At 56.3% G+C, this 18446-nt stretch carries 15 protein-coding genes and 1 pseudogene; 11 read left to right on the top strand and 5 right to left on the bottom strand.

Annotated elements, in window-relative coordinates; all coding sequences use genetic code 11:
- Nucleotides 1-26: 26 nt before the first annotated feature.
- The 4 genes from K0F88_RS28435 to K0F88_RS28420 all read left to right on the top strand — a co-directional run bounded on the left by K0F88_RS28435 (nt 27) and on the right by K0F88_RS28420 (nt 3289).
- Nucleotides 27-467 (top strand): DUF2599 domain-containing protein, encoded by a 441-nt coding sequence (locus tag K0F88_RS28435; RefSeq protein WP_219097439.1) that lies wholly within the window; start codon nt 27-29, stop codon nt 465-467.
- A 94-nt stretch (nt 468-561) separates the two neighbouring features.
- A complete protein-coding gene (locus K0F88_RS28430) occupies nt 562-1494 on the top strand; it encodes a halovibrin HvnC (protein WP_219097438.1) in 933 nt (310 codons plus the stop codon).
- 54 nt (nt 1495-1548) lie between these two features.
- Nucleotides 1549-2475, top strand: coding sequence for a halovibrin HvnC (locus tag K0F88_RS28425; RefSeq protein WP_219097437.1), 927 nt, complete (start codon nt 1549-1551; stop codon nt 2473-2475).
- 121 nt (nt 2476-2596) lie between these two features.
- A complete protein-coding gene (locus K0F88_RS28420) occupies nt 2597-3289 on the top strand; it encodes an aspartate/glutamate racemase family protein (RefSeq protein ID WP_219097436.1) in 693 nt (230 codons plus the stop codon).
- Nucleotides 3290-3485: 196 nt separating this feature from the next.
- On the opposite strand, the gene K0F88_RS28415 is transcribed toward K0F88_RS28420, so the two are convergent.
- Nucleotides 3486-3905, bottom strand: coding sequence for a hypothetical protein (locus K0F88_RS28415; protein WP_219097435.1), 420 nt, complete (start codon nt 3903-3905; stop codon nt 3486-3488).
- 348 nt (nt 3906-4253) lie between these two features.
- On the opposite strand from K0F88_RS28415, the pseudogene K0F88_RS28410 reads away from it, so the two are divergent.
- A pseudogene (locus K0F88_RS28410) lies at nt 4254-4361 on the top strand (aspartate/glutamate racemase); the annotation flags it as partial.
- 1 nt (nt 4362) lies between these two features.
- Here the strand turns inward: K0F88_RS28410 and K0F88_RS28405 are convergent.
- The 3 genes from K0F88_RS28405 to K0F88_RS28395 all read right to left on the bottom strand — a co-directional run bounded on the left by K0F88_RS28405 (nt 4363) and on the right by K0F88_RS28395 (nt 6520).
- Nucleotides 4363-4884: a GNAT family N-acetyltransferase gene (locus K0F88_RS28405; protein ID WP_094467620.1), complete on the bottom strand. Its 522-nt coding sequence runs from the start codon at nt 4882-4884 to the stop codon at nt 4363-4365.
- A gap of 187 nt (nt 4885-5071) precedes the next feature.
- A complete protein-coding gene (locus K0F88_RS28400) occupies nt 5072-5992 on the bottom strand; it encodes a LysR family transcriptional regulator (RefSeq protein WP_219097434.1) in 921 nt (306 codons plus the stop codon).
- 87 nt (nt 5993-6079) lie between these two features.
- Nucleotides 6080-6520, bottom strand: a complete 441-nt coding sequence (locus K0F88_RS28395; protein ID WP_094467621.1) for a carboxymuconolactone decarboxylase family protein — start codon at nt 6518-6520, stop codon at nt 6080-6082.
- A gap of 206 nt (nt 6521-6726) precedes the next feature.
- Here K0F88_RS28395 and K0F88_RS28390 point away from each other — a divergent pair, with 206 nt between their 5' ends.
- The 6 genes from K0F88_RS28390 to K0F88_RS28365 all read left to right on the top strand — a co-directional run bounded on the left by K0F88_RS28390 (nt 6727) and on the right by K0F88_RS28365 (nt 13079).
- Entirely contained in the window at nt 6727-8160 is a 1434-nt protein-coding gene (locus K0F88_RS28390) for a PLP-dependent aminotransferase family protein (RefSeq protein WP_094467622.1), read from the top strand.
- A 123-nt stretch (nt 8161-8283) separates the two neighbouring features.
- Nucleotides 8284-8577, top strand: a complete 294-nt coding sequence (locus K0F88_RS28385) for a putative quinol monooxygenase (protein ID WP_094467623.1) — start codon at nt 8284-8286, stop codon at nt 8575-8577.
- A 175-nt stretch (nt 8578-8752) separates the two neighbouring features.
- Nucleotides 8753-9166 carry a cupin domain-containing protein gene (locus K0F88_RS28380; protein WP_094467624.1) on the top strand — a complete coding sequence of 138 codons (414 nt, stop codon included), beginning with the start codon at nt 8753-8755 and terminating at the stop codon, nt 9164-9166.
- 227 nt (nt 9167-9393) lie between these two features.
- Complete coding sequence (locus K0F88_RS28375; protein ID WP_094467625.1) at nt 9394-10104, top strand: ATPase; 711 nt, start codon at nt 9394-9396, stop codon at nt 10102-10104.
- Between the two features lie 183 nt (nt 10105-10287).
- Complete coding sequence (locus K0F88_RS28370) at nt 10288-11580, top strand: hypothetical protein (protein WP_219097433.1); 1293 nt, start codon at nt 10288-10290, stop codon at nt 11578-11580.
- 224 nt (nt 11581-11804) lie between these two features.
- Nucleotides 11805-13079: a hypothetical protein gene (locus tag K0F88_RS28365; RefSeq protein WP_219097432.1), complete on the top strand. Its 1275-nt coding sequence runs from the start codon at nt 11805-11807 to the stop codon at nt 13077-13079.
- A 98-nt stretch (nt 13080-13177) separates the two neighbouring features.
- Here K0F88_RS28365 and K0F88_RS28360 read toward each other — a convergent pair whose 3' ends face one another.
- Nucleotides 13178-18079, bottom strand: a complete 4902-nt coding sequence (locus K0F88_RS28360) for an NAD-glutamate dehydrogenase (protein ID WP_219097431.1) — start codon at nt 18077-18079, stop codon at nt 13178-13180.
- Nucleotides 18080-18446: the final 367 nt, after the last annotated feature.

Here is an 18446-nt window from a genome sequence, read left to right as displayed (position 1 = left end):
GCGTCACCACACTCAAGGACGACACTATGAATCGCCACCCTTGGTCATTGCTGTGCGCAGGATTATTAATGAGTCACTACTCATTATCGTATGCGGATCCGCTAACAGCCAAAGCAGCAGATGACCGAAAGACAATCTCAATACAACGGTGTGCGAAATACATCGAAAAGGCCGAATGGTTTCTACGGGAGTATAAATGGTCTATCGCGATTACACCGACTCCCTGCGCAAGAGAAACACAGGTAGAGCAAACACCTTATCTTTGGGATGAACTCACACGGGATTACTCCAATAGCCGATATTGGAAAAACACCCATGGGCTGCGCCACCAGTTGATCTGCCATTTAGAGATTGCAAGGGATAAACCACAGTGGATTCTGGAACCTTGGCGACCTGATGTCGGTTATCAGTTAACACTGGCCGCCGGTTGTAATCATGTCACCCCGCTACCGGAAAAGGCACCGTAATACTTCTCGGTGCATCAAGACTATTGAAAGCCAAAAACATCGACATTGATTAAAGATTCAACACGCCAACGCCTTTTGATGAAGGAGCCTTGTCATGAAAAATGCAATCTTTATTGTATTCATTGCTTTAATCATGGGTTGTTCATCTACCCGCACAACTTCACCGAATGACGTCGCCGTCCTTGACGGCCCTGACGCCCGGAATGGAGCGACGGTAGCGGCTCAGCTAACGACGCTTTACGGCAGGAAGTTCCCCAATTGCAACAAGGTCGACTCCCAGCCGGCGTTCCTGTGTTCTGGCGTAACACTCAGGGTTACCGTGAAAGATCCCGCGGGGCAGTACAAGGTATGGGACCCCAGTCCTACCTCAGTAAAAAGCGGCGGTGTTTCATTTTCTTACCTGAGGGCCGACGCAAACTTCGGGCGCCTGGCATGGGGTTATGGTAATGGCTATATCCTTTACCCCTTTCTTGAACAACCCGCCGGTAAGGACCAGTTGCAATACTTGTGCTCATACCCTATGGATGCCTGGGGTTGGCATCGAAGCCCGACGGAAGTTTGCGGCCCATCCGCCACGTACCCTGCACAAAGCAAACGCTGCCAGGAAGCCGGTGTAACGACTGCTGCGCAAGCGGTGGCGGTATGGAACCTGGCAGGAGGTAATCCAAACTTGCGCCAATGTGGATTCGACGTCGAAGATGATCGCAACATGTTGGCTGGACCTGCGTTTTACCAGTCGTTACTGGCGAAATCCATGTTAGGTATCACCGGTTTTAACGAACACAACGAAATCATCATTCGCACCTGGCCTGCGGGCCGTGCCAACACGTTACCTATCAAGGCGTTCTTTTTCATCTCCGGTGGCGATAACCAGGGATTGGCGGATGCGCAATATAATCAACGGGACTTCTACAACTCAACCAATCCGAAAATTGTTGTCCCCATTATTCGACTGACACCACCCGCCAGTTCAACCGGCACAGCCACTTTTACTTACGTCGCCTCAGATCAGGTGGTCGTTCAATAACTACGATCAGCCGCCCATACATCAAGTAAGAATGAACATGAAACGGACAACATTATGAAACGAATCATAATAGTGCTATTTATCGCGTCCGCTCTGGGATGCACCCATGTCGAGAACCCGGTTCAGGATGTAACCGTTTCCGGTGCAACTCATGCAGCCATGACAGGACCGGAGGTTGTCAACTTGCTAACGACACTTTATAACCGAACCTACGCCAACTGTAACAACTCGCCCACCGCACCGGCATTTTTATGTTCGGGCGTGGTACTCAGGGTCACCGATAAAAGACCTGGCGAAACGCACCATGTATGGAATCCGAGCCCGACTTCAGTTGGAAACGGTGGTGTTTCGTTTTCCTACATCAGAGCGGATGCAAAATACGGGCGACTCGCGTGGGGGAAAAACAACGGTTTCATGTTGTACCCCATTTTCGGTGCGCCGCATGACAAGGTCGATCTCGATTTCCTTTGCTCCTTCCCCATCGACGGCTGGACCTGGAACCGAGTGACACCCTGTGGTCATCACGCGTCCTTTCCGTCTCAAAGCCAACGTTGCCGTAGTGCAGGCGTCACCACGGCAGAGCAATGGAAAACCGTTTGGGACAGCTCACCCAACAATCAACACATTCGCCAATGCGGTTTTGATGTTTCGGAGGCGACAGGTAAACCTGCTGCAGACGCGTTTTATCAATCCGTGCGGGCAAGGGGGATGTTGGGCGCAACCGGATTTAACGAACAAAACGAAATCGTCATCAAGACCTGGCTGCAGAATATGCAGAACACGCTGCCTCTTATGGCCTTCTTTTTTATCGCAGGGGGCGACAATGCCGGTCTTGTGGAAGCCCGTGGCAACCAGAAGGATTTTTATGACTCCACCACCATCAGAATCTGGGTGCCGGTCATCAGGCTCATTCCGCCTTCGACGATTTCCGGCAACGCAAGTTTCCAATACGTAGCCTCGGATCAAATGGTCGCACCTTGATCACTCGCCTGTCTCTGACGCAGAAGCTTCAGGGAAAACGAGGCATAAACCACTCAATACACTGGCATCATCTGCCCAAATCGATGGACACTCTCCCCACTTGAAGAAATCGGAGAGTCGCATGCGCACCATCGGCCTTATCGGCGGCATGAGCTGGGAGTCCAGCGCCGAGTATTACCGCCTCATCAACCAACAGGTTCGCGACCGGCTCGGGCCGTTGCGTTCGGCGAAATTGCTGATGTACAGCGTCGACTTCGGCCCTGTCGAACAGGCCCAGCATGCCGGGCGTTGGGACGACGCGGCGGCGATTCTGGTGGACGCGGCGCAGCGGCTGCAGGCCGGCGGTGCCGAGTGCGTGGTGCTGTGTACCAACACCATGCACAAGGTGGCCGGGCAGATTCAGGGCGCGATCAATATTCCGTTTTTGCACATCGCCGACCCGACCGCCCAGGCAGCCGTGGAGACCGGAGCGCTGAAGGTCGGTTTGCTCGGAACTGCGTTCACCATGGAACAGGACTTTCTCAAGGATCGCCTGAGCGCGATGGGGTTGACGGTGCTGGTGCCGGACGCCGAGGAACGCAACGCCGTGCACAGGATCATCTATGACGAGTTGTGCGTTGGGGAGATCAGCGAGGCGTCGCGCAAGGTGTATCAGCAGGTCATCGAGTCGATGACCCGGCGTGGCGCCCAGGCGATCATCCTCGGTTGCACCGAAATCGGCATGCTGATCAAACCCGAGCACAGCGCCCTGCCCTTGCTCGACACCACCGAACTGCATGCGCAGGCGGCGGTGGCGTTCGCGTTGGGTGACTGAGTCAGTCGAACCTGGGCGTGCGACACAGGCATGTCATGCTTTAGGTATAGCGATAAATTCGTCACAAAAGTGTTGTATCAGGCACAGAAGAAAGTGCCTGATACCATCACGAACCAGCAAACTTACAACTATAATCAGCCAGCGCAAAATCTCTCTACGGGCAAGTCTTGCACTAGTATTTACTTCAAAAAAAACACTACTCGTTAGTCAAATCAAAATCTCCCGACACCCTTTTTTCCGGAGGTGCCCCAGAAGAACTAGACTCGACTACCATTTCAAATTTCCCAGTGATACGTCGCGGCGATGGTGTTGAGCTGACTTCGACCCAGCCCGATTTGGCCTTATACTCAAATCCATGCATGTCCGACCACTCTTTGTATTCAACTTTCAACAGTTTTGTAGCGTCATGGCGCCCGCTGGGATAGTCTCCCTGAAAACCAAGCAACAGATGAGTTCTAGGCGCCATAGGACCGCCGACACCCTCCAGGACCCAAATTTCAACACTTCCTTCTTTCACATCAAACGATTTATAGTCTTGCTTTAGCGGCTCTTTCCCATCCACACGCACAACAAAAGAACCCGTCGTGCTATTTTTGCTATTAAGTTCGCCACTCATGTTCAACCCATCCAAAAATAAATGAATATCCCTTGCACACTCTATATACAAGGCACTAACAACATCACCTCTCCAAGCCACCACCAGCACTTTTAATAGTGACGCTATCGCCTCCTTTAATACACCTGCGCACTTCTCCCGACAACTGTCAGACCTGACAGTTGACAACAACTCATTTTCCGAAAAAGGCGATGTAAAAAGAGGGATATTTTTTATCTACGGTGATTCGTCATAAGTAACGTTTACATTTTTTTATCTGGTTTCAAGAGCGCCAAAGAGCGCCAATACCGTGCGCCGGATTATCGATGACGAGTTGTTCGTAGGGGTGATCGGCGAGTGACTGACGACTGCACGGATATCGGCCTGCTGATCAAACCCGAGCACAGCGCCCTGCCCTTGCTCGACACCACCGAACTGCATGCGCAGGCGGCGGTGGCGTTCGCGTTGGGTGACTGAGTCAGTCGGACCTGGGCGTGCGACGCAGACGCGCCATGCTCAACGTGTCGACCAGCCGGCCGTCACGCACGGCGTAGTCGCGGAACAGGCCTTCGGTCTCGAAACCGAACTTGCGGTAGAGCCCGATGGCTGCTTCGTTGTCGGCGTACACCGAGAGCTCGACCCGTTGCAGGTTCATCCAGTTGTCGGCGACGTCCAGCGCCGCCGCCAGCAGTTTTGAGCCCACGCCTTTGCCCTGCCAATCCACCGCGACCGCCATGCCGAGATTGCCGGCATGGCTGCGGCGGATCCGCGAAAACTGCTCCAGGCCAATGTTGCCGATGACCGCGCCCTGATGCAGCGCCACCAGTTTCACCAGCCGCTCGTTATCCGACGCCAGGCGTTGGCGCCAGATCTCGGTGGATTGAAACGGCATTTGCAGGACCTGACGGGTGATCGCCGGGTCGTTGTAGAGTGCGGTGACGCCCTCGATGTGGGATTCGCTGAAGCGTTCGAGGGTGATGACAGAATCGGTAGCGGGCATGGGTGACTCATCCTTGATGCAGACATGGCCGCCCACTCTACAATGCCTTCTCGCGATGTGACCATAACCCTCTGCGCGACAAACCCTGTGGGAGCGAGCTTGCTCGCGATATCGGTGGGTCAGTCACTCAGGATGTTGAATGTTAGGCCGCCATCGCGAGCAAGCTCGCTCCCACAGGTTTATGCGCTCAGGCTTCGAACCACTCACGCCGCTCGTTGAAGGTGTTGTGGATCAGGTCGACGATCATTTGCACTTCTGCCCGCCCTGTGGACTCGGTATTGACCGCCATCCACACCTGGCGCTGCATCGGCTGGTCGAACACCCCCGATAACCCGATCAGGCCGCGGTCAAACCGACTCATGTAAGTGGGCAGCAAACCAATGCAGGCGCTGCAACGGATCATCTCCAGCATCAGCTCATAAGAGTGCAAATGCACCACGCCGGCCAGGCGCTGGTCGACCACGCCGTTCCATGGCCGAAAACTCTCGACCTGACGATCCGGCTGCCATTGCACCAACATGAAGTCAGCCAGGTCATCAAGGCTGTCGGGGCGGGCCGCCACCCGTGAATACCGTTTGGCGATGTGCGGCAGATAGTCCAGTCGCGTCAGACGCTGCGGCTCGCTGACCGGGAAACTCGGGCCTGGCAGCGGTGAGTCGATACCGGCCAGCCACAGCACCACGTCAGCACTGATCGCTTGCAGGGACAGTTCGCTGTCCAGCGTGATGATGTCGAGGCGCACGCTGGCGTTGCGTCGCAACAGCGCGACCAGATCACGTCCCAGGATGTCATGCAGAATCGACTCGGCCACGGCCAGTCGAATCAATGGTTGTTCGATCACCGGCACATCGTGCTCATGAGCCAGGGCGATCAACTGGGCCTGAAGCTGCAACCCTTCACGGCTCAAGGCCAGGCCGTTGTCCTGGTGACTGAACAGCGAACACTGCAATTGCGTTTCAAGCTGCGCCAGGTGTTTGCGCAATTGCGTTGATTTGATATTGAGGCTGCGGGCCGCCTGCATGAAACAACCGCAACGGGCACTGACCCGGAAAGACTGCGCCAGCACCGGGTCAATCCCGGCAGCGCGGGTGGATTCCATGTATGACATCAATGACTCCTTGTCGATCTATCCTTGAAAACCTCATCCTGCGCAGCGTTTATGAACCTGACGTGACACCCCGAGCGGAAAATCGATTCAGCTGCTGGGGCTTTGCCGAAAACTCACCGCCAGGCGATTCCAGCTGTTGATGGTGGTGACCGCGATGGTCAAGTCGACCATTTCGCTTTCGTTGAACTGCTCACGCGCCTGCGCGTAGACGTCGTCCGGCACATGGTTTTCAGAGAGCAGGGTCACCGCCTCGGTCCAGGCCAACGCCGCGCGTTCGCGAGGGTTGAAGAAGCCGCTGTCGCGCCACACCACAATCGAATACAAGCGCCGATCCGTCTCGCCCAGACGCCGCGCGTCCACTGAATGCATGTCGGTGCAGAAGGCGCAGCCATTGAGTTGCGAGGCGCGGATCTTGATCAAATGCAGCAAGGCGGGCTCGATGCTCAGGTTGCTGGTCAAGGCTTCCATAGCGATCATCGCCTTCATCGCTTTGGGCGACGCACTGTAGTAATCCAGGCGGGAGCTCATGGGGTGACCCTCTTGGATCAAATAGAGACCCCCAAGGTAGGCGCTGACGCATCGGCGTTACAGGTCCAATTCGGCGAAAAAGCCGTGGACCATTCGGCGGCAGACCAATCCTGGGTTTTTCGCCCACGCAACTTCTGCACGGCGGCTCGTGCGGGTAATCTGGCGCGACGCACACGCGCCTCAATCGCTCCAGGAGCCTCGCCGGTATGGAACTTCATGTTGTCATCAACGGCCGCAAGGACCTGGCAGGCCAGTTGTATAACCAACTGCGCAGCGCCATTGAATCCGGCCGCCTGGCAGCCGGGACGCAACTGCCACCCAGTCGCTTGCTGGCCGAACAGCTGGGCATTTCGCGCAAGACCATTTCCGACACCTACGCGCAACTGACCTATGAGAACTTCCTCACCGGGGTGATCGGCAAAGGCACTTTCGTCAACGCCCGGACAGCCAAAGCCGTCCCCAAGCAAAGCCATTCGCAGCTGGCGAGCTTTGAGGTGATCGAGTCCTGGCGCAATCTGCCGGTGTTTTTGCGCCACCCTACCCTTGAGGGTTCGTTACGCTACGACTTCATCGGTGGCGCGACCAGCAAAGGCCAGTTCCCACAGGACGATTGGCGGCGCTGCATCTCCCACGCATTGCGCCAGATTGCCGGTTCCAAAGGTTTCTACAGCCTGCCCGAAGGCCTGCCGGCACTGCGCAATGCGATCGCCCGGCACATCGCGTTTTCCCGCGGGGTCAATTGCCAGGACGAAGACGTGGTGGTGTGCAACGGTGCGCAACAGGCGCTGGACCTGATCTCCCGGGTGCTGACGCGCCCGGGCAGCATTGTCGCCATGGAAGACCCCGGCTATCCGCCGGCTCGCCTGTTGTTTGGCACCCACGGGGCCACGGTGATCGGGGTGCCGGTGGATGCCGAAGGGATTGAGGTGGACAAGATCCCCTTGGGCACCCGGCTGATTTACGTCACGCCGTCCCACCAGTTTCCGCTGGGCATGCCGATGAGCCAGGCACGCCGGGTTGCGCTGCTGGAACGGGCTTACGAGCTGGGCGCGATCATCATCGAGGACGATTACGACAGCGAATTTCGCTACGAAGGCCGCCCGACCGATTCACTGCAAAGCATGGATGAACGCGGCATTGTCGCCTACGTCGGGACCTTTTCAAAAACCATGCTGCCGGAACTGCGCCTCGGTTATGCGGTGTTGCCGCCGGCAATTCTTGAAGCCGTCATCCGCGCCAAGCAACTCACCGACCTGCACACCTCCACCCTGCCCCAATGGGCGCTGGCCAAGTTCATCGCCGAAGGTTGCCTGCTCAAGCACATCCGGCGCTGCCACACGATCTATGCCGGGCGTCGCGAGCGGATCCTGTCGCGCATAGCGGGCGACCTGTCACCCTGGCTTGAACCTGTGCCCACCACGGCCGGGTTCCACATGGTGGTTATGTGCAAAGTGCCTATCGATATTCCATTGGTGATCGAATTGGCGAAAAAGGTCGAAGTCGGGCTCTACGCGATCGACAGCTTTTTCTACCAGCAAGCACCACGGGCCGGGCTTTTCCTGGGCTTTGGCGCCATCGAAACCCTGGATATCGACGTCGCCCTGGACCGTTTGCGCGACATTTTGCAGCAGGTGGCCTGATCGATTGGTCTGCGGCTTTATCCGGCGATTGGCTATTGGCGGTCCACAGGTGCAGGCCTATCCTGCATAAGCGTTATCCCTCAATGAGCAGGATTCGTCCGGCCTGATTCAGGAGTGTGAGCAATGTCCAACGAAGTGATCAATACCGTACAGGTGCAGGCCGCCGCCGGCCGCTCGGAAGAACTGGGTAAGCAACTGCAAAAGATTGTCGACACCCTGCGTCAGCAACCGGGCTGTGATTCCTATATGGTCGACCGCTGCCCAGAGGACAGCAACCGCTGGACCGTCAGCGCCCGCTGGCAATCGGAAGCGGCCATGCAATCGCATTTCAACTGCCCTGAAGTACAAGGCTTTATTGGCCTGATCGATGAAAACCTGGCGAGAACCGTGGATTTCAACAGCTTCCCGATTCGCTGAATCCCTACAACCGCTGCCTTGTGGCGAGGGGGCTTGCCCCCTCGCCACAAGGCAGCGGTTACATTAATCATGCGTAGGATTGGTCCCCTCACCTTCGCGAATATTGGCTGTTTGATTGGCCCCGTCTGCGGACTAATGTTGTTTCTGACAACTAACCAACCGCAGGTGAAGAACCATGAAAGCTTTGCGTTTCCTTGCTGCTCCCCTGACCGCCCTCGCCCTGACCGTTTCAGCGACTGCCATTGCTCACGAAGGCCCTTCGGAGAAGGTCACGGTTTTGCAGGATGAAGCACTGAAAAACGTGCCTGGCAAAAAAGCCATGATGATTGAGGTCGACTACAAACCCGGCCAATCCTCGATAGCCCATAAGCATGAAGGCACCGCCATGGCCTACGTGCTTTCAGGCTCGATCATTTCTCAAGTGAAGGGTGAGAAAGCAATCACATATAAGGCCGGGCAGTATTGGTACGAACCGGCCGGCTCGGAACATTTGGTCTCGAAAAATGCCAGCGCAACCAAGCCTGCCAAACTGTTGGTATTCATGGTGTTGTCCCCCGACGAGAAAGTGTTGATCCCCTTGGAAAACTGATCGCTGAAGGGATAGCCATAAGTAAAAAGGCCCGAATCAACATTTCGGGCCTTTTTATTTCCCGGCGCAATTACCGGACATCGCTTAAACCCAATTAACCTATTGGCCACCCAAGAAGTGCAGTTTTTGGCTATTTAAAGACACTGTGACAGGTTTAGTCTGACACTCACGCCGGATCATCCGACAGTACAACTTTCCGACTCAAGTTGTTTCACTGGAGTAATGCCATGAAACTTGCACTTGTCAGTACATTAACCATGACCATTGTCTTGGCGGGCTGCTCTGTCCCTACTGCGCCCAAGGCCAAGTCTTCCCTGGACGGGCTCTTCTCTGAACCGGTTGGACGCAGCAACGCCACGCACGTTCCTAACGGCCCCCAGGTTTCGCTGGGAATCGTCTACAGCCGCAACACCCAGGCCAACCGCGATTATCTTCAGCACTATCAGGCCAACGCCGGCACCGGTTTCGGCCAGAGCCTGCTGGTACAGTCGATCCACGACGCCTACGTGGCCACCTCCAGACCCGACCATGCAGTGGACTGGGTCAAGGCATCGCTGCAACGTCAGTTCGGCTCGGTGACGGTATACCCGGACATGCAAAGCCTCAGGGCGGCGAAACCCGACGTGGTCGCCATTGTCGACTCCCGCAGCCAATTGATCACGTCGCGCAGTTCGGATATCGAAGCGGATGTGAGTGCGAACTTCTATGATTCGAACTTCAACTACATCGGCACTGCGCAGGGGCATGACGCCAAAGCACTGAGTCCGTTATGGGCAGACTACAAACGCAGCGAAGATATCGTGGCGGATATTAATGAACAACAGAATGTGCAAGTTCGGGCACTGCAAAAATTTGACCAGTCGCTCAGTAGCTTATTGACAAAGCCGACAGAAAAACTGTCGACCATTGATTCGGAAAAATATCAAACACTGTATTAATTCTCAGCACAATCCTTGCGCCTTGAATCACAATCAAATGAGCACGTCTACTGTCAAGTCTGACAGTAGACGGCCTGTTTGTTCCTGCGTATCTATTCCGTCAGTGCGACGTATTTTGATGCGACCGAAAACAACCGATTGCGACGCACCATTACAAACTTTTTTTGCTAAAGGAGCGTCAACATGCAAACCAGCAAACCACCTATTGACCAAGACTATCTAGACCCAAAATTCGGGCTCAACCGCAATGGTGTTGTATGGGTTGAATACCCAGACCGCATCAGCAATGACGCTGACGGGATCACATTAGCCCCCGACAGAAAACTCCTTATCGCCAGCGGATACGGCTTAAAGTTTTCGATTGTGCGACTTAACGCCGACGGCACTCAGGACTCGAGTTTTGGTGATAACGGTGTCGTCACGGGCACGTTCGCAGAGGGATACAGATCAAAAGGCAAAGGCATTACTGTACTTGAGAGCGGTGAAATATTGCTCAGCGGTGTGTTTTTGCTCGAGGATTTTGGTAGTCCAACCGAACGTGGTCTCGCGCTGTTTGATACAAATGGCCAGCCAGTCAAAGAGTTCGGCAACGGTGGCGTTCTGCTTTTACGCCCGCTGCCCGAGACCGGGTCAACACCGAGTGTAAACCAATCCCTCACTGAGACTGCAGCAGGTGCAACCAGCTATTCGGTCGAGCTGCCTTCTGGAAAACTGTTAGTCATCAGTAATCATCGTTTCAGTATCGCAGATGCATCGGGGATGATGATTCGTCTGAACAGGGACGGGACGTTAGATGAAACGTTCGGCGCAGAGAACAAGGGCTATGTCTTTATCAGGCACCCTGAATATTCGACCTGGATCGGCTCGATGATCGCGCTTGAATCTGACACGTTCGCCGTCGCGGGGTCCGCCAGGGTTTATGGCGAACACTTCGGGCTGGTGGCTGTATACAACCCCGACGGGACACCGTCCACTTCATTCGGAGACAAAGGGTTCGTGCTGCTCAACTCTATCGGCGCCGGTGAAATTAACGGACTGGCACTGATGGGCCCCCATATTCTCGCGTTCAGCAGCACAGTCGAATTGCCTAATAAAGCCTTGCTTGTTTGCCTGGACAAGAACGGCAGCTTTGTCAAAGAGTTCAACAATGGCGAACCCGTCCAGACGCCCGTCGAAAGCGCCCCAGGCGGGCTTTACTGGCAATCGGGTACTTTGCGAAATGATGGGAAGTTGGTTGTTATCGGCAGTGCGGTATTTGAAGAAGACACCAAAATCATAATCGGCCAATACTTGCCTGATGGTCAGCTGGACACTGACTTCGGAAACGAAAACGGTATTCTAGCCATCAATTTGACCGGCGCACTAGATATGGGCCGGGCTATCGCAGTACAGGCCGACAATAAAATCGTTGTAACCGGCCACTCCATGCCAATTGAAGAGCGCATCGAGAGTTTTGTTTTGCGCTGTTTGAACTGAACACTTCCCGTCTGTCCAGACAAATATACCCCACCTCTTTCGAACGGGCTTTTTCATTAAGTGCTCGACCATAAAACACCGTTACCCGTCTACTGTCAGATATGACAGTAGACGGCAGTGTATGGATGGCGCATAAGAAAGGCACCATGTTTTATTGGTAGGAAATTGATATATCCAAACCATTGGATGTTGCAAGAGTCCTCAAATATTCAAGGAGCTATGAAATGTCTGCTGAATCGAATCATAACGCTGGAAGCCTGGATCCGGATTTTGGCTCAGAAGGAAAAGCATTCCCTACTAACCCGAGTGACCCTAACGGGTTTGTGCATGGCCTCACCATTGCCTCTGGGAAGTTACTCATCGCGGCGAGATTTGGTTGGAACTACGCCATTATCCGACTCAATACAGATGGTTCTCCTGATGAACATTTTGGAAACGCTGGTGTGGTCACCGGCGTCTTTGAGCGGGGTTACTACTCCAGGGCGACAAACATTTCAGTGTATGAAGATGGCCGAGTGTTAATAACCGGCACATTTCTCGAAACCGAAACCAGCCAGCCTTTACCCGCACTGGCGCGCTTTCATCAGGACGGGCGCCCAGACACAAGTTTCGGCATCAATGGCAATTTAGTCATCCGGCTGCCGCTGAATCAGGCGACTCTCGCCCCCCATACCTTGGCAGCTACTGACAGCGGTACGAGCGATAGCGCCACATCGACTGTCCTCGCCGATGGAAAAATCATTCTGACTGGCAACCATCAATACAGCTTCACCGAAAAAGCTGGGTTGTTGATTCGGTTAGAGGAAAATGGGTCGCTCGATACCAGTTTCAATGATGGCAAGGGCTTCATCATCGTGCGCCACCCGGAATATCCGACGCAGATCGGAACTAAACTTATCCAGCCAGATGGCAGAATCGTAGTAGCCGGCTCAGCCTATATCGATGATCGCTCTGTTGGATTGTATGCTCGTTATCTTGCTGATGGCGCCATCGACGGCAGTTTCGGCAGTTCCGGTTTCGCGATCAATACAGCAGTACAAAAGCCAACGCAAATCCTGTGGATTACCCTTCAAAGTAACGGAAAGATCATCGGCGTAGGCTCAACCCTCGCTTTTCCATTGCAGGGATTGTTGCAATGCCTCAACACCGACGGAAGCAATGAACCTTCGTTCAACGAAGGCTGTCCGGTGCTGACAACAGTGGACGAAAATCCTTACGGCTTCGAGTGGAAGAGTGCCGCAACCCAAACCAACGGAAATATTATTGCGTTGGGCAATACGCTCGGTGGTGAAGAGGCAGATATCATACTGGGGCGCTACCTTTCCAACGGCAAACTTGACATCAACTTCGGCGACAAAGGGATTGTGCGCACCAAGGTGGGTACCAGTGTCGACGTCTCAAGCGCTGTTGACGTGCAGGAGAATGGTCGCATTGTTGTCGCTGGATATTTCTTCAGCCCTAACGGTTCCAGACCGGTAGTCCTTCGCTACTTGAACTGAGCAAGGACTGCATTCCTTTGCTGCGCATGAGAACGATCAAATCAAGCAAAAAAAAGCCCCGTCGCTCGCGAGACGGGGCTTTTTCATTCAACGCCTGATCAGGCCGCCGGTTCCAGCTCGGCAGCTGTTGAAACAGGCGCAGGCACTACCGCTTGCCCGCTCAACGCCAGGTCCAGCAACTCACGGTTGGCCACCGCGTACATGGCGTAATCGGTGCCGCTGGCGGCACGGATTTCCACCAGCATGGCGCGCCAGCGTTCGATCATGCCTTCGTGCTCTTCCATCCACAGCGCCAGGCGGGTTTCCACGTCCTGAGTGCCGTCGCCCTGTTGCAGGACGGAGATGGTGATCGCACGTTGCTGCCAGTCGACGTCATCGCGGAACGCTTCACGGGCCAGGGCCTGCCAGTTGTTTTCAACCGGTAGAGCGCTGATCTGTTGCAGGTACCAGGTGATGTCCAGGGCGCTACCGACGGCGAAGTAAGCCTTGGCCACGTCTGCAGGGTTCTGGCCGGTCACGTCGGAGGCCTCGATGATCGGCAGCAGGGTGTACAAGTGCGAAGTCCCAGCCACCATGCGCGCGAGCAACTCCGGCACACCGGCTTCGACGTAAGCCTCATAGCGGGCCTGCCAGTTCTCGTGAATCTCGCCACTCAGCAGTTCGTCGAGCTTGAGACCCAATTCCTTCAGATGCGGACCGAAGTGCGCGACATCACGGGCAGCATTCTGCTCGTTGCGACGGGCACGCAGGAACCAGCGCGTGGCGCGACGGCCCAGGCGCATCAGCTCGTCCATCAGCTCCAGTTGCACGTCGGCGGAGACCTGATAATCCAGGGCTTCGATCTGACGGAACCAGTGCGGGAGGTGGAAGATGTCACGCACGATCACATAAGCACCGGCCACGTTCGCCGGGCTCATGCCGGTCGACTCTTTGAGTCGCTGAACGAAGGTGATGCCCATGTGGTTCACCAGATCGTTGGCGATCTGGGTGCTGACGATTTCGCGCTTCAGACGGTGACGGCGCATGGCTTCGGAAAACTTGCTCACCAGACTCGGCGGGAAAGCGGTTTCCATGTCGCGCGTCAGGTAGTCGTCGTCCGGCACCTGGGAATTGAGCAGCGCTTCCTTGAGGTCGATCTTGCTATAGGAGATCAGCACCGACAGCTCGGCACGGGTCAGGCCGTGACCTGCAGCGATGCGCTCGTTGATGGCTTCTTCGGCCGGCAGGAACTCGATGGCGCGGTCCAGCTTGCCGCGACCTTCCAGATCGTTCATCAGGCGCTTGTATTCAGCAATCCGCGGCAAGGCACGACGGGCCGCCAGGGACAGGGCCTGAGTCTGCTTGTAGTTGTTGCCCAGGACCAGGTTGCCGACTTCGTCGGTCATGCTCGCCAGCAACTGGTTGCGTTGCTTGTCGGTCATGTCACCAGCCTGAACCACTTCGTTCAGCAGGATCTTGATGTTCACTTCGTGGTCGGAGCAGTCCACACCACCGGCGTTGTCGATGAAGTCGGTGTTGGAACCGCCGCCGTTGAGGCCGAATTCAACACGACCCAGTTGGGTCATGCCGAGGTTACCGCCCTCGCCCACGACTTTGCAGCGCAGTTCATTGCCGTTCACGCGCAGCGCATCGTTGGCCTTGTCGCCGACATCGGCGTGGCTTTCGGTGCTGGCTTTGACGTAGGTGCCGATACCGCCGTTCCACAACAGGTCCACGGGCGCCTTGAGCAAGGCGTTCAGCAGTTCGGTCGGGGTCAGCTTGTCCGCCTGGATGTCGAAACGCTCTTTCATCTGCGGGGAAATCGCGATGCTTTTCGCGCTACGGGAGAAGATCCCGCCGCCTTCGGACATGATGCTGGTGTCGTAGTCCGACCAGGCCGAACGCGGCAGGTCGAACAGGCGCTGACGCTCGGCGAAGCTGTTGGCAGGCTCCGGGTTCGGGTCGATGAAGATGTGCAGGTGGTTGAAGGCTGCGACCAGTTGCAGCTTGTCGGACATCAACAAGCCGTTACCGAACACGTCACCGGCCATGTCGCCGACGCCCACCACGGTGATGCTGTCTTCCTGGACATTGATGCCGCGCTCACGGAAGTGACGTTGAACGCCTACCCACGCGCCTTTGGCGGTGATGCCCATCTTCTTGTGGTCGTAACCGGCCGAGCCGCCCGATGCGAATGCATCGCCGAGCCAGAAGCCGTAGTCGATGGCAATACCGTTGGCGATGTCGGAGAAGGTAGCAGTGCCCTTGTCCGCAGCGACCACCAGGTACGGGTCATCGTCGTCATGACGCACGACATTGGCCGGCGGAACCAGCGCGCCGTCCTTCAGGTTGTCGGTGATGTCCAACAGGCCCGAGATGAAGATGCGGTAGCAGGCGATGCCCTCGGCCGCGATCTCGTCTCGGCTGCCGCCCAGTGGCAAGCGACGCGGCAGGAAGCCGCCCTTGGCACCCACTGGCACGATGACCGAGTTCTTCACTTGCTGGGCTTTTACCAGGCCCAGGACTTCGGTACGGAAGTCTTCTTCACGGTCAGACCAGCGCAGACCACCGCGAGCCACGTTGCCGAAGCGCAGGTGCACGCCTTCAACGCGTGGCGAGTAGACGAAGATTTCGAACTTCGGTACTGGCTTCGGCAGCTCTGGAATCTGGTGCGGGTTGAACTTGAAGCTGAAGTAGGACTTGTTCTTGCCGTTCGCATCGGTCTGGTAGAAGTTGGTCCGCAGCGTGGCCTTGATCAGGTCCAGGTAGCGACGCAGGATACGGTCTTCGTTGAGCACCTGGACTTCGTCCAGCGCGGCAATGATCGCGTGTTCCAGGCGTTGCTGCTTGTCTTCCAGATCGTCGCTGGTCAGCTTGCGCGCGAGGTAGAAGCGGGTCTTGAACAACCGGGTCAACTCGCGAGCGATGTCGGTGTGGTTGTTCAGGGTGCTGGCGATGTAACCCAGGTCGAAGCCCAGGCGAATCTGCTTCATGTAACGGGCGTAGGCCCGCAGCAGCGCCACATCGCGCCAAGGCAGGCCGGCGGTCAGCACCAGACGGTTGAATGCATCGTTCTCGGCATCGCCACGCACGATGTGGACGAAGGCGTCCTGCAAGGTGTCGTTGAGTTGCTGGATGTCGAGTTCCAGACCTTCAGCGGCGGTGAACGCGAAGTCGTGAATCCAGAACTCGCGGCCACTGTTGTGGCGCAGGCGATACGGGAACTCACCCAACACGCGCAGACCGAGGTTTTCCAGGATCGGCAACACGTCGGACAGCGCCAGCGGTGTATCGGCGTGATACAGCTTGCAGTGCAGCTCGCGTTGACCAGACACCTGACCCAGTGGCTGATAGAAACTCATCACCAGCGGATTTTTTTCGGTCAGGCTCAACAGGTGCTGCATGTCGACCACGGCCGAGTGGGCAGCGAAACGCTCGCGGTAACCGGCCGGAAAGCCTTTCGGGAAATCAGCCAGCACGTTGGTACCGTGGGCTTCGCCGAAGCTTTCAACCACCAGGTTGGCGTAGTCGTCCTGCCAGCTGCGGCAGGCCTGGACCACTTCTTTTTCCAGCAGGACCGGGTCGATGTCGAGACGGTTCTTCGGATCGACGCGCAGAATCAGTTGCACACGCGCCAGCACGGACTCGGAGAAGAAGGTCCAGAACTCGCAGTCCGAGGCTTTCAGGCGATCCATCAGCACTTGCTGGATCTTCTGGCGCACTTCGGTGGAGTAGATGTCACGCGGCACGTAGGCCAGGCAGTAGCAGAAACGGCCATACGGGTCTTTGCGCAAGAACACGCGAATCTTGTTGCGTTCCTGGATCTGCACGATCGACATCACGGTGCTGAACAGCTCGTCCACCGGGGTCTGGAACAGATCGTCACGCGGCAGCACTTCAACCACCTGCGCCAGTTCCTTACCCAGGTGAGCCTTGGGCTGGAAGCCGGAACGGCGTTCGATTTCTTCGACCTTGCGGCGGATGTACGGAATGACCCGCACGCTCTCGCCATACACCGAAGAGGTGTACAGGCCCATGAAACGGCATTCCTTGATGACGTTGCCGTCGGCGTCGATTTCACGGATCGACACGTAGTCCGGGTAGGCCGGACGGTGGACACGGCTTGGGTGTGCGGCCTTGGCGAACGACAACAAGGTCGGTTCGCGCAGGTAGTTCACGGCGTAGTCTTCGATGCGCAGGTCATCGTAGGTCAGGCCGGTGCGCAGCAATTTGGTCAGGCCGAGGAACGAATCCTGGTCGTAGACGATGTGGCCGCCGTCGGCTTCATCGCGAACCACGAACTCTTCATAGCCCAGGAAGGTGAAGTGGTTACCCACCAGCCATTCCAGGAAGCTTTTGATCTCGGCTTTTTCTTCGGGATCGACGGCGAACTGGCTGTTGTCCAGGCCGGTGAGGATTTCCTGGACCTTGACTTTCATCGGTTCAAAATCGGCGACCGCGACGCGGACTTCACCGAGAACCTGCTCCAGCTCTTTGCTCAGGACATTGAGCTCGGCCGCGTTGGCGCAACGGTCGATTTCCAGGTACATCAGCGATTCTTGCAGTACGTCGTCGCCCTGGGTGCCTTTCGGCAGGATTTCCAGCAGCTCGCCCTTGCTGCCGCGACGCACGCTCAGCACAGTGGTTTGCAGGGTATGAATGCTGTAGCCGCGACGGTTCAGCTCGGTGCGCACCGAGTCCACCAAAAATGGCAGGTCGTGGTGCAGCACTTCGACCGCGGTGTGGGTCGACTGCCAGCCGTGGCGTTCGTAATCCGGGTTGTAGACGCGCACTTGCGGTTGCGCGTGATCGAAGCGCTCAAGCAGGCGCCACGCAGAAAGGGTGCAGCCGGCGAGGTCGGACAACCGACGCTGGGTCAGCTCGTCCAGGGAAATGATGCCGAAGAATTGTTCAGCGAACAGCGCCACTTGTGGCAGTGCCTGTTCACTGATGTGCTGGGCCAGTGCCGCTTGCAGTTGGTGCTGGAAGTCGGCTTTGCTGGCTGCGGTGAAGAACGCCATCTGTGGTACTCCGCTTGGGCTTGTTATTGATGGAAGCGTCGCGTGCAAAACCCCTTTCGGGGCGATCCGTCACCCTGTTCCTGATTCTCGGGCAGAGGAAACAGGATGACAGGTGGGTGAAGCTGGACGAGACACTCAGGTCACATTCACCTTCCATGAGGGTTATCGGCAAAAACGCCTGTGCGATGAATTGCACAATGTCTTTACGGATATCCATTCGATGCGCAGCTTAACGAGTGCGGCAAGGCCTGTGCTTGCGGCGCTGCGACATATTCGGTCATCGGTACGCAGCTCACGGCATGCGCCTCGAACAACACTAGCAGTCGCGCAGGAAAACGGGCGTTTTATCCCCGGTTTTACGGCACAT

Origin of the sequence: Pseudomonas sp. UMAB-40, from assembly GCF_900095275.1 — a bacterium.
GTDB classification, from domain to species: Bacteria; Pseudomonadota; Gammaproteobacteria; order Pseudomonadales; family Pseudomonadaceae; genus Aquipseudomonas; species Aquipseudomonas mandelii_B.
This window is presented reverse-complemented; position numbering and strand designations above follow the sequence as displayed.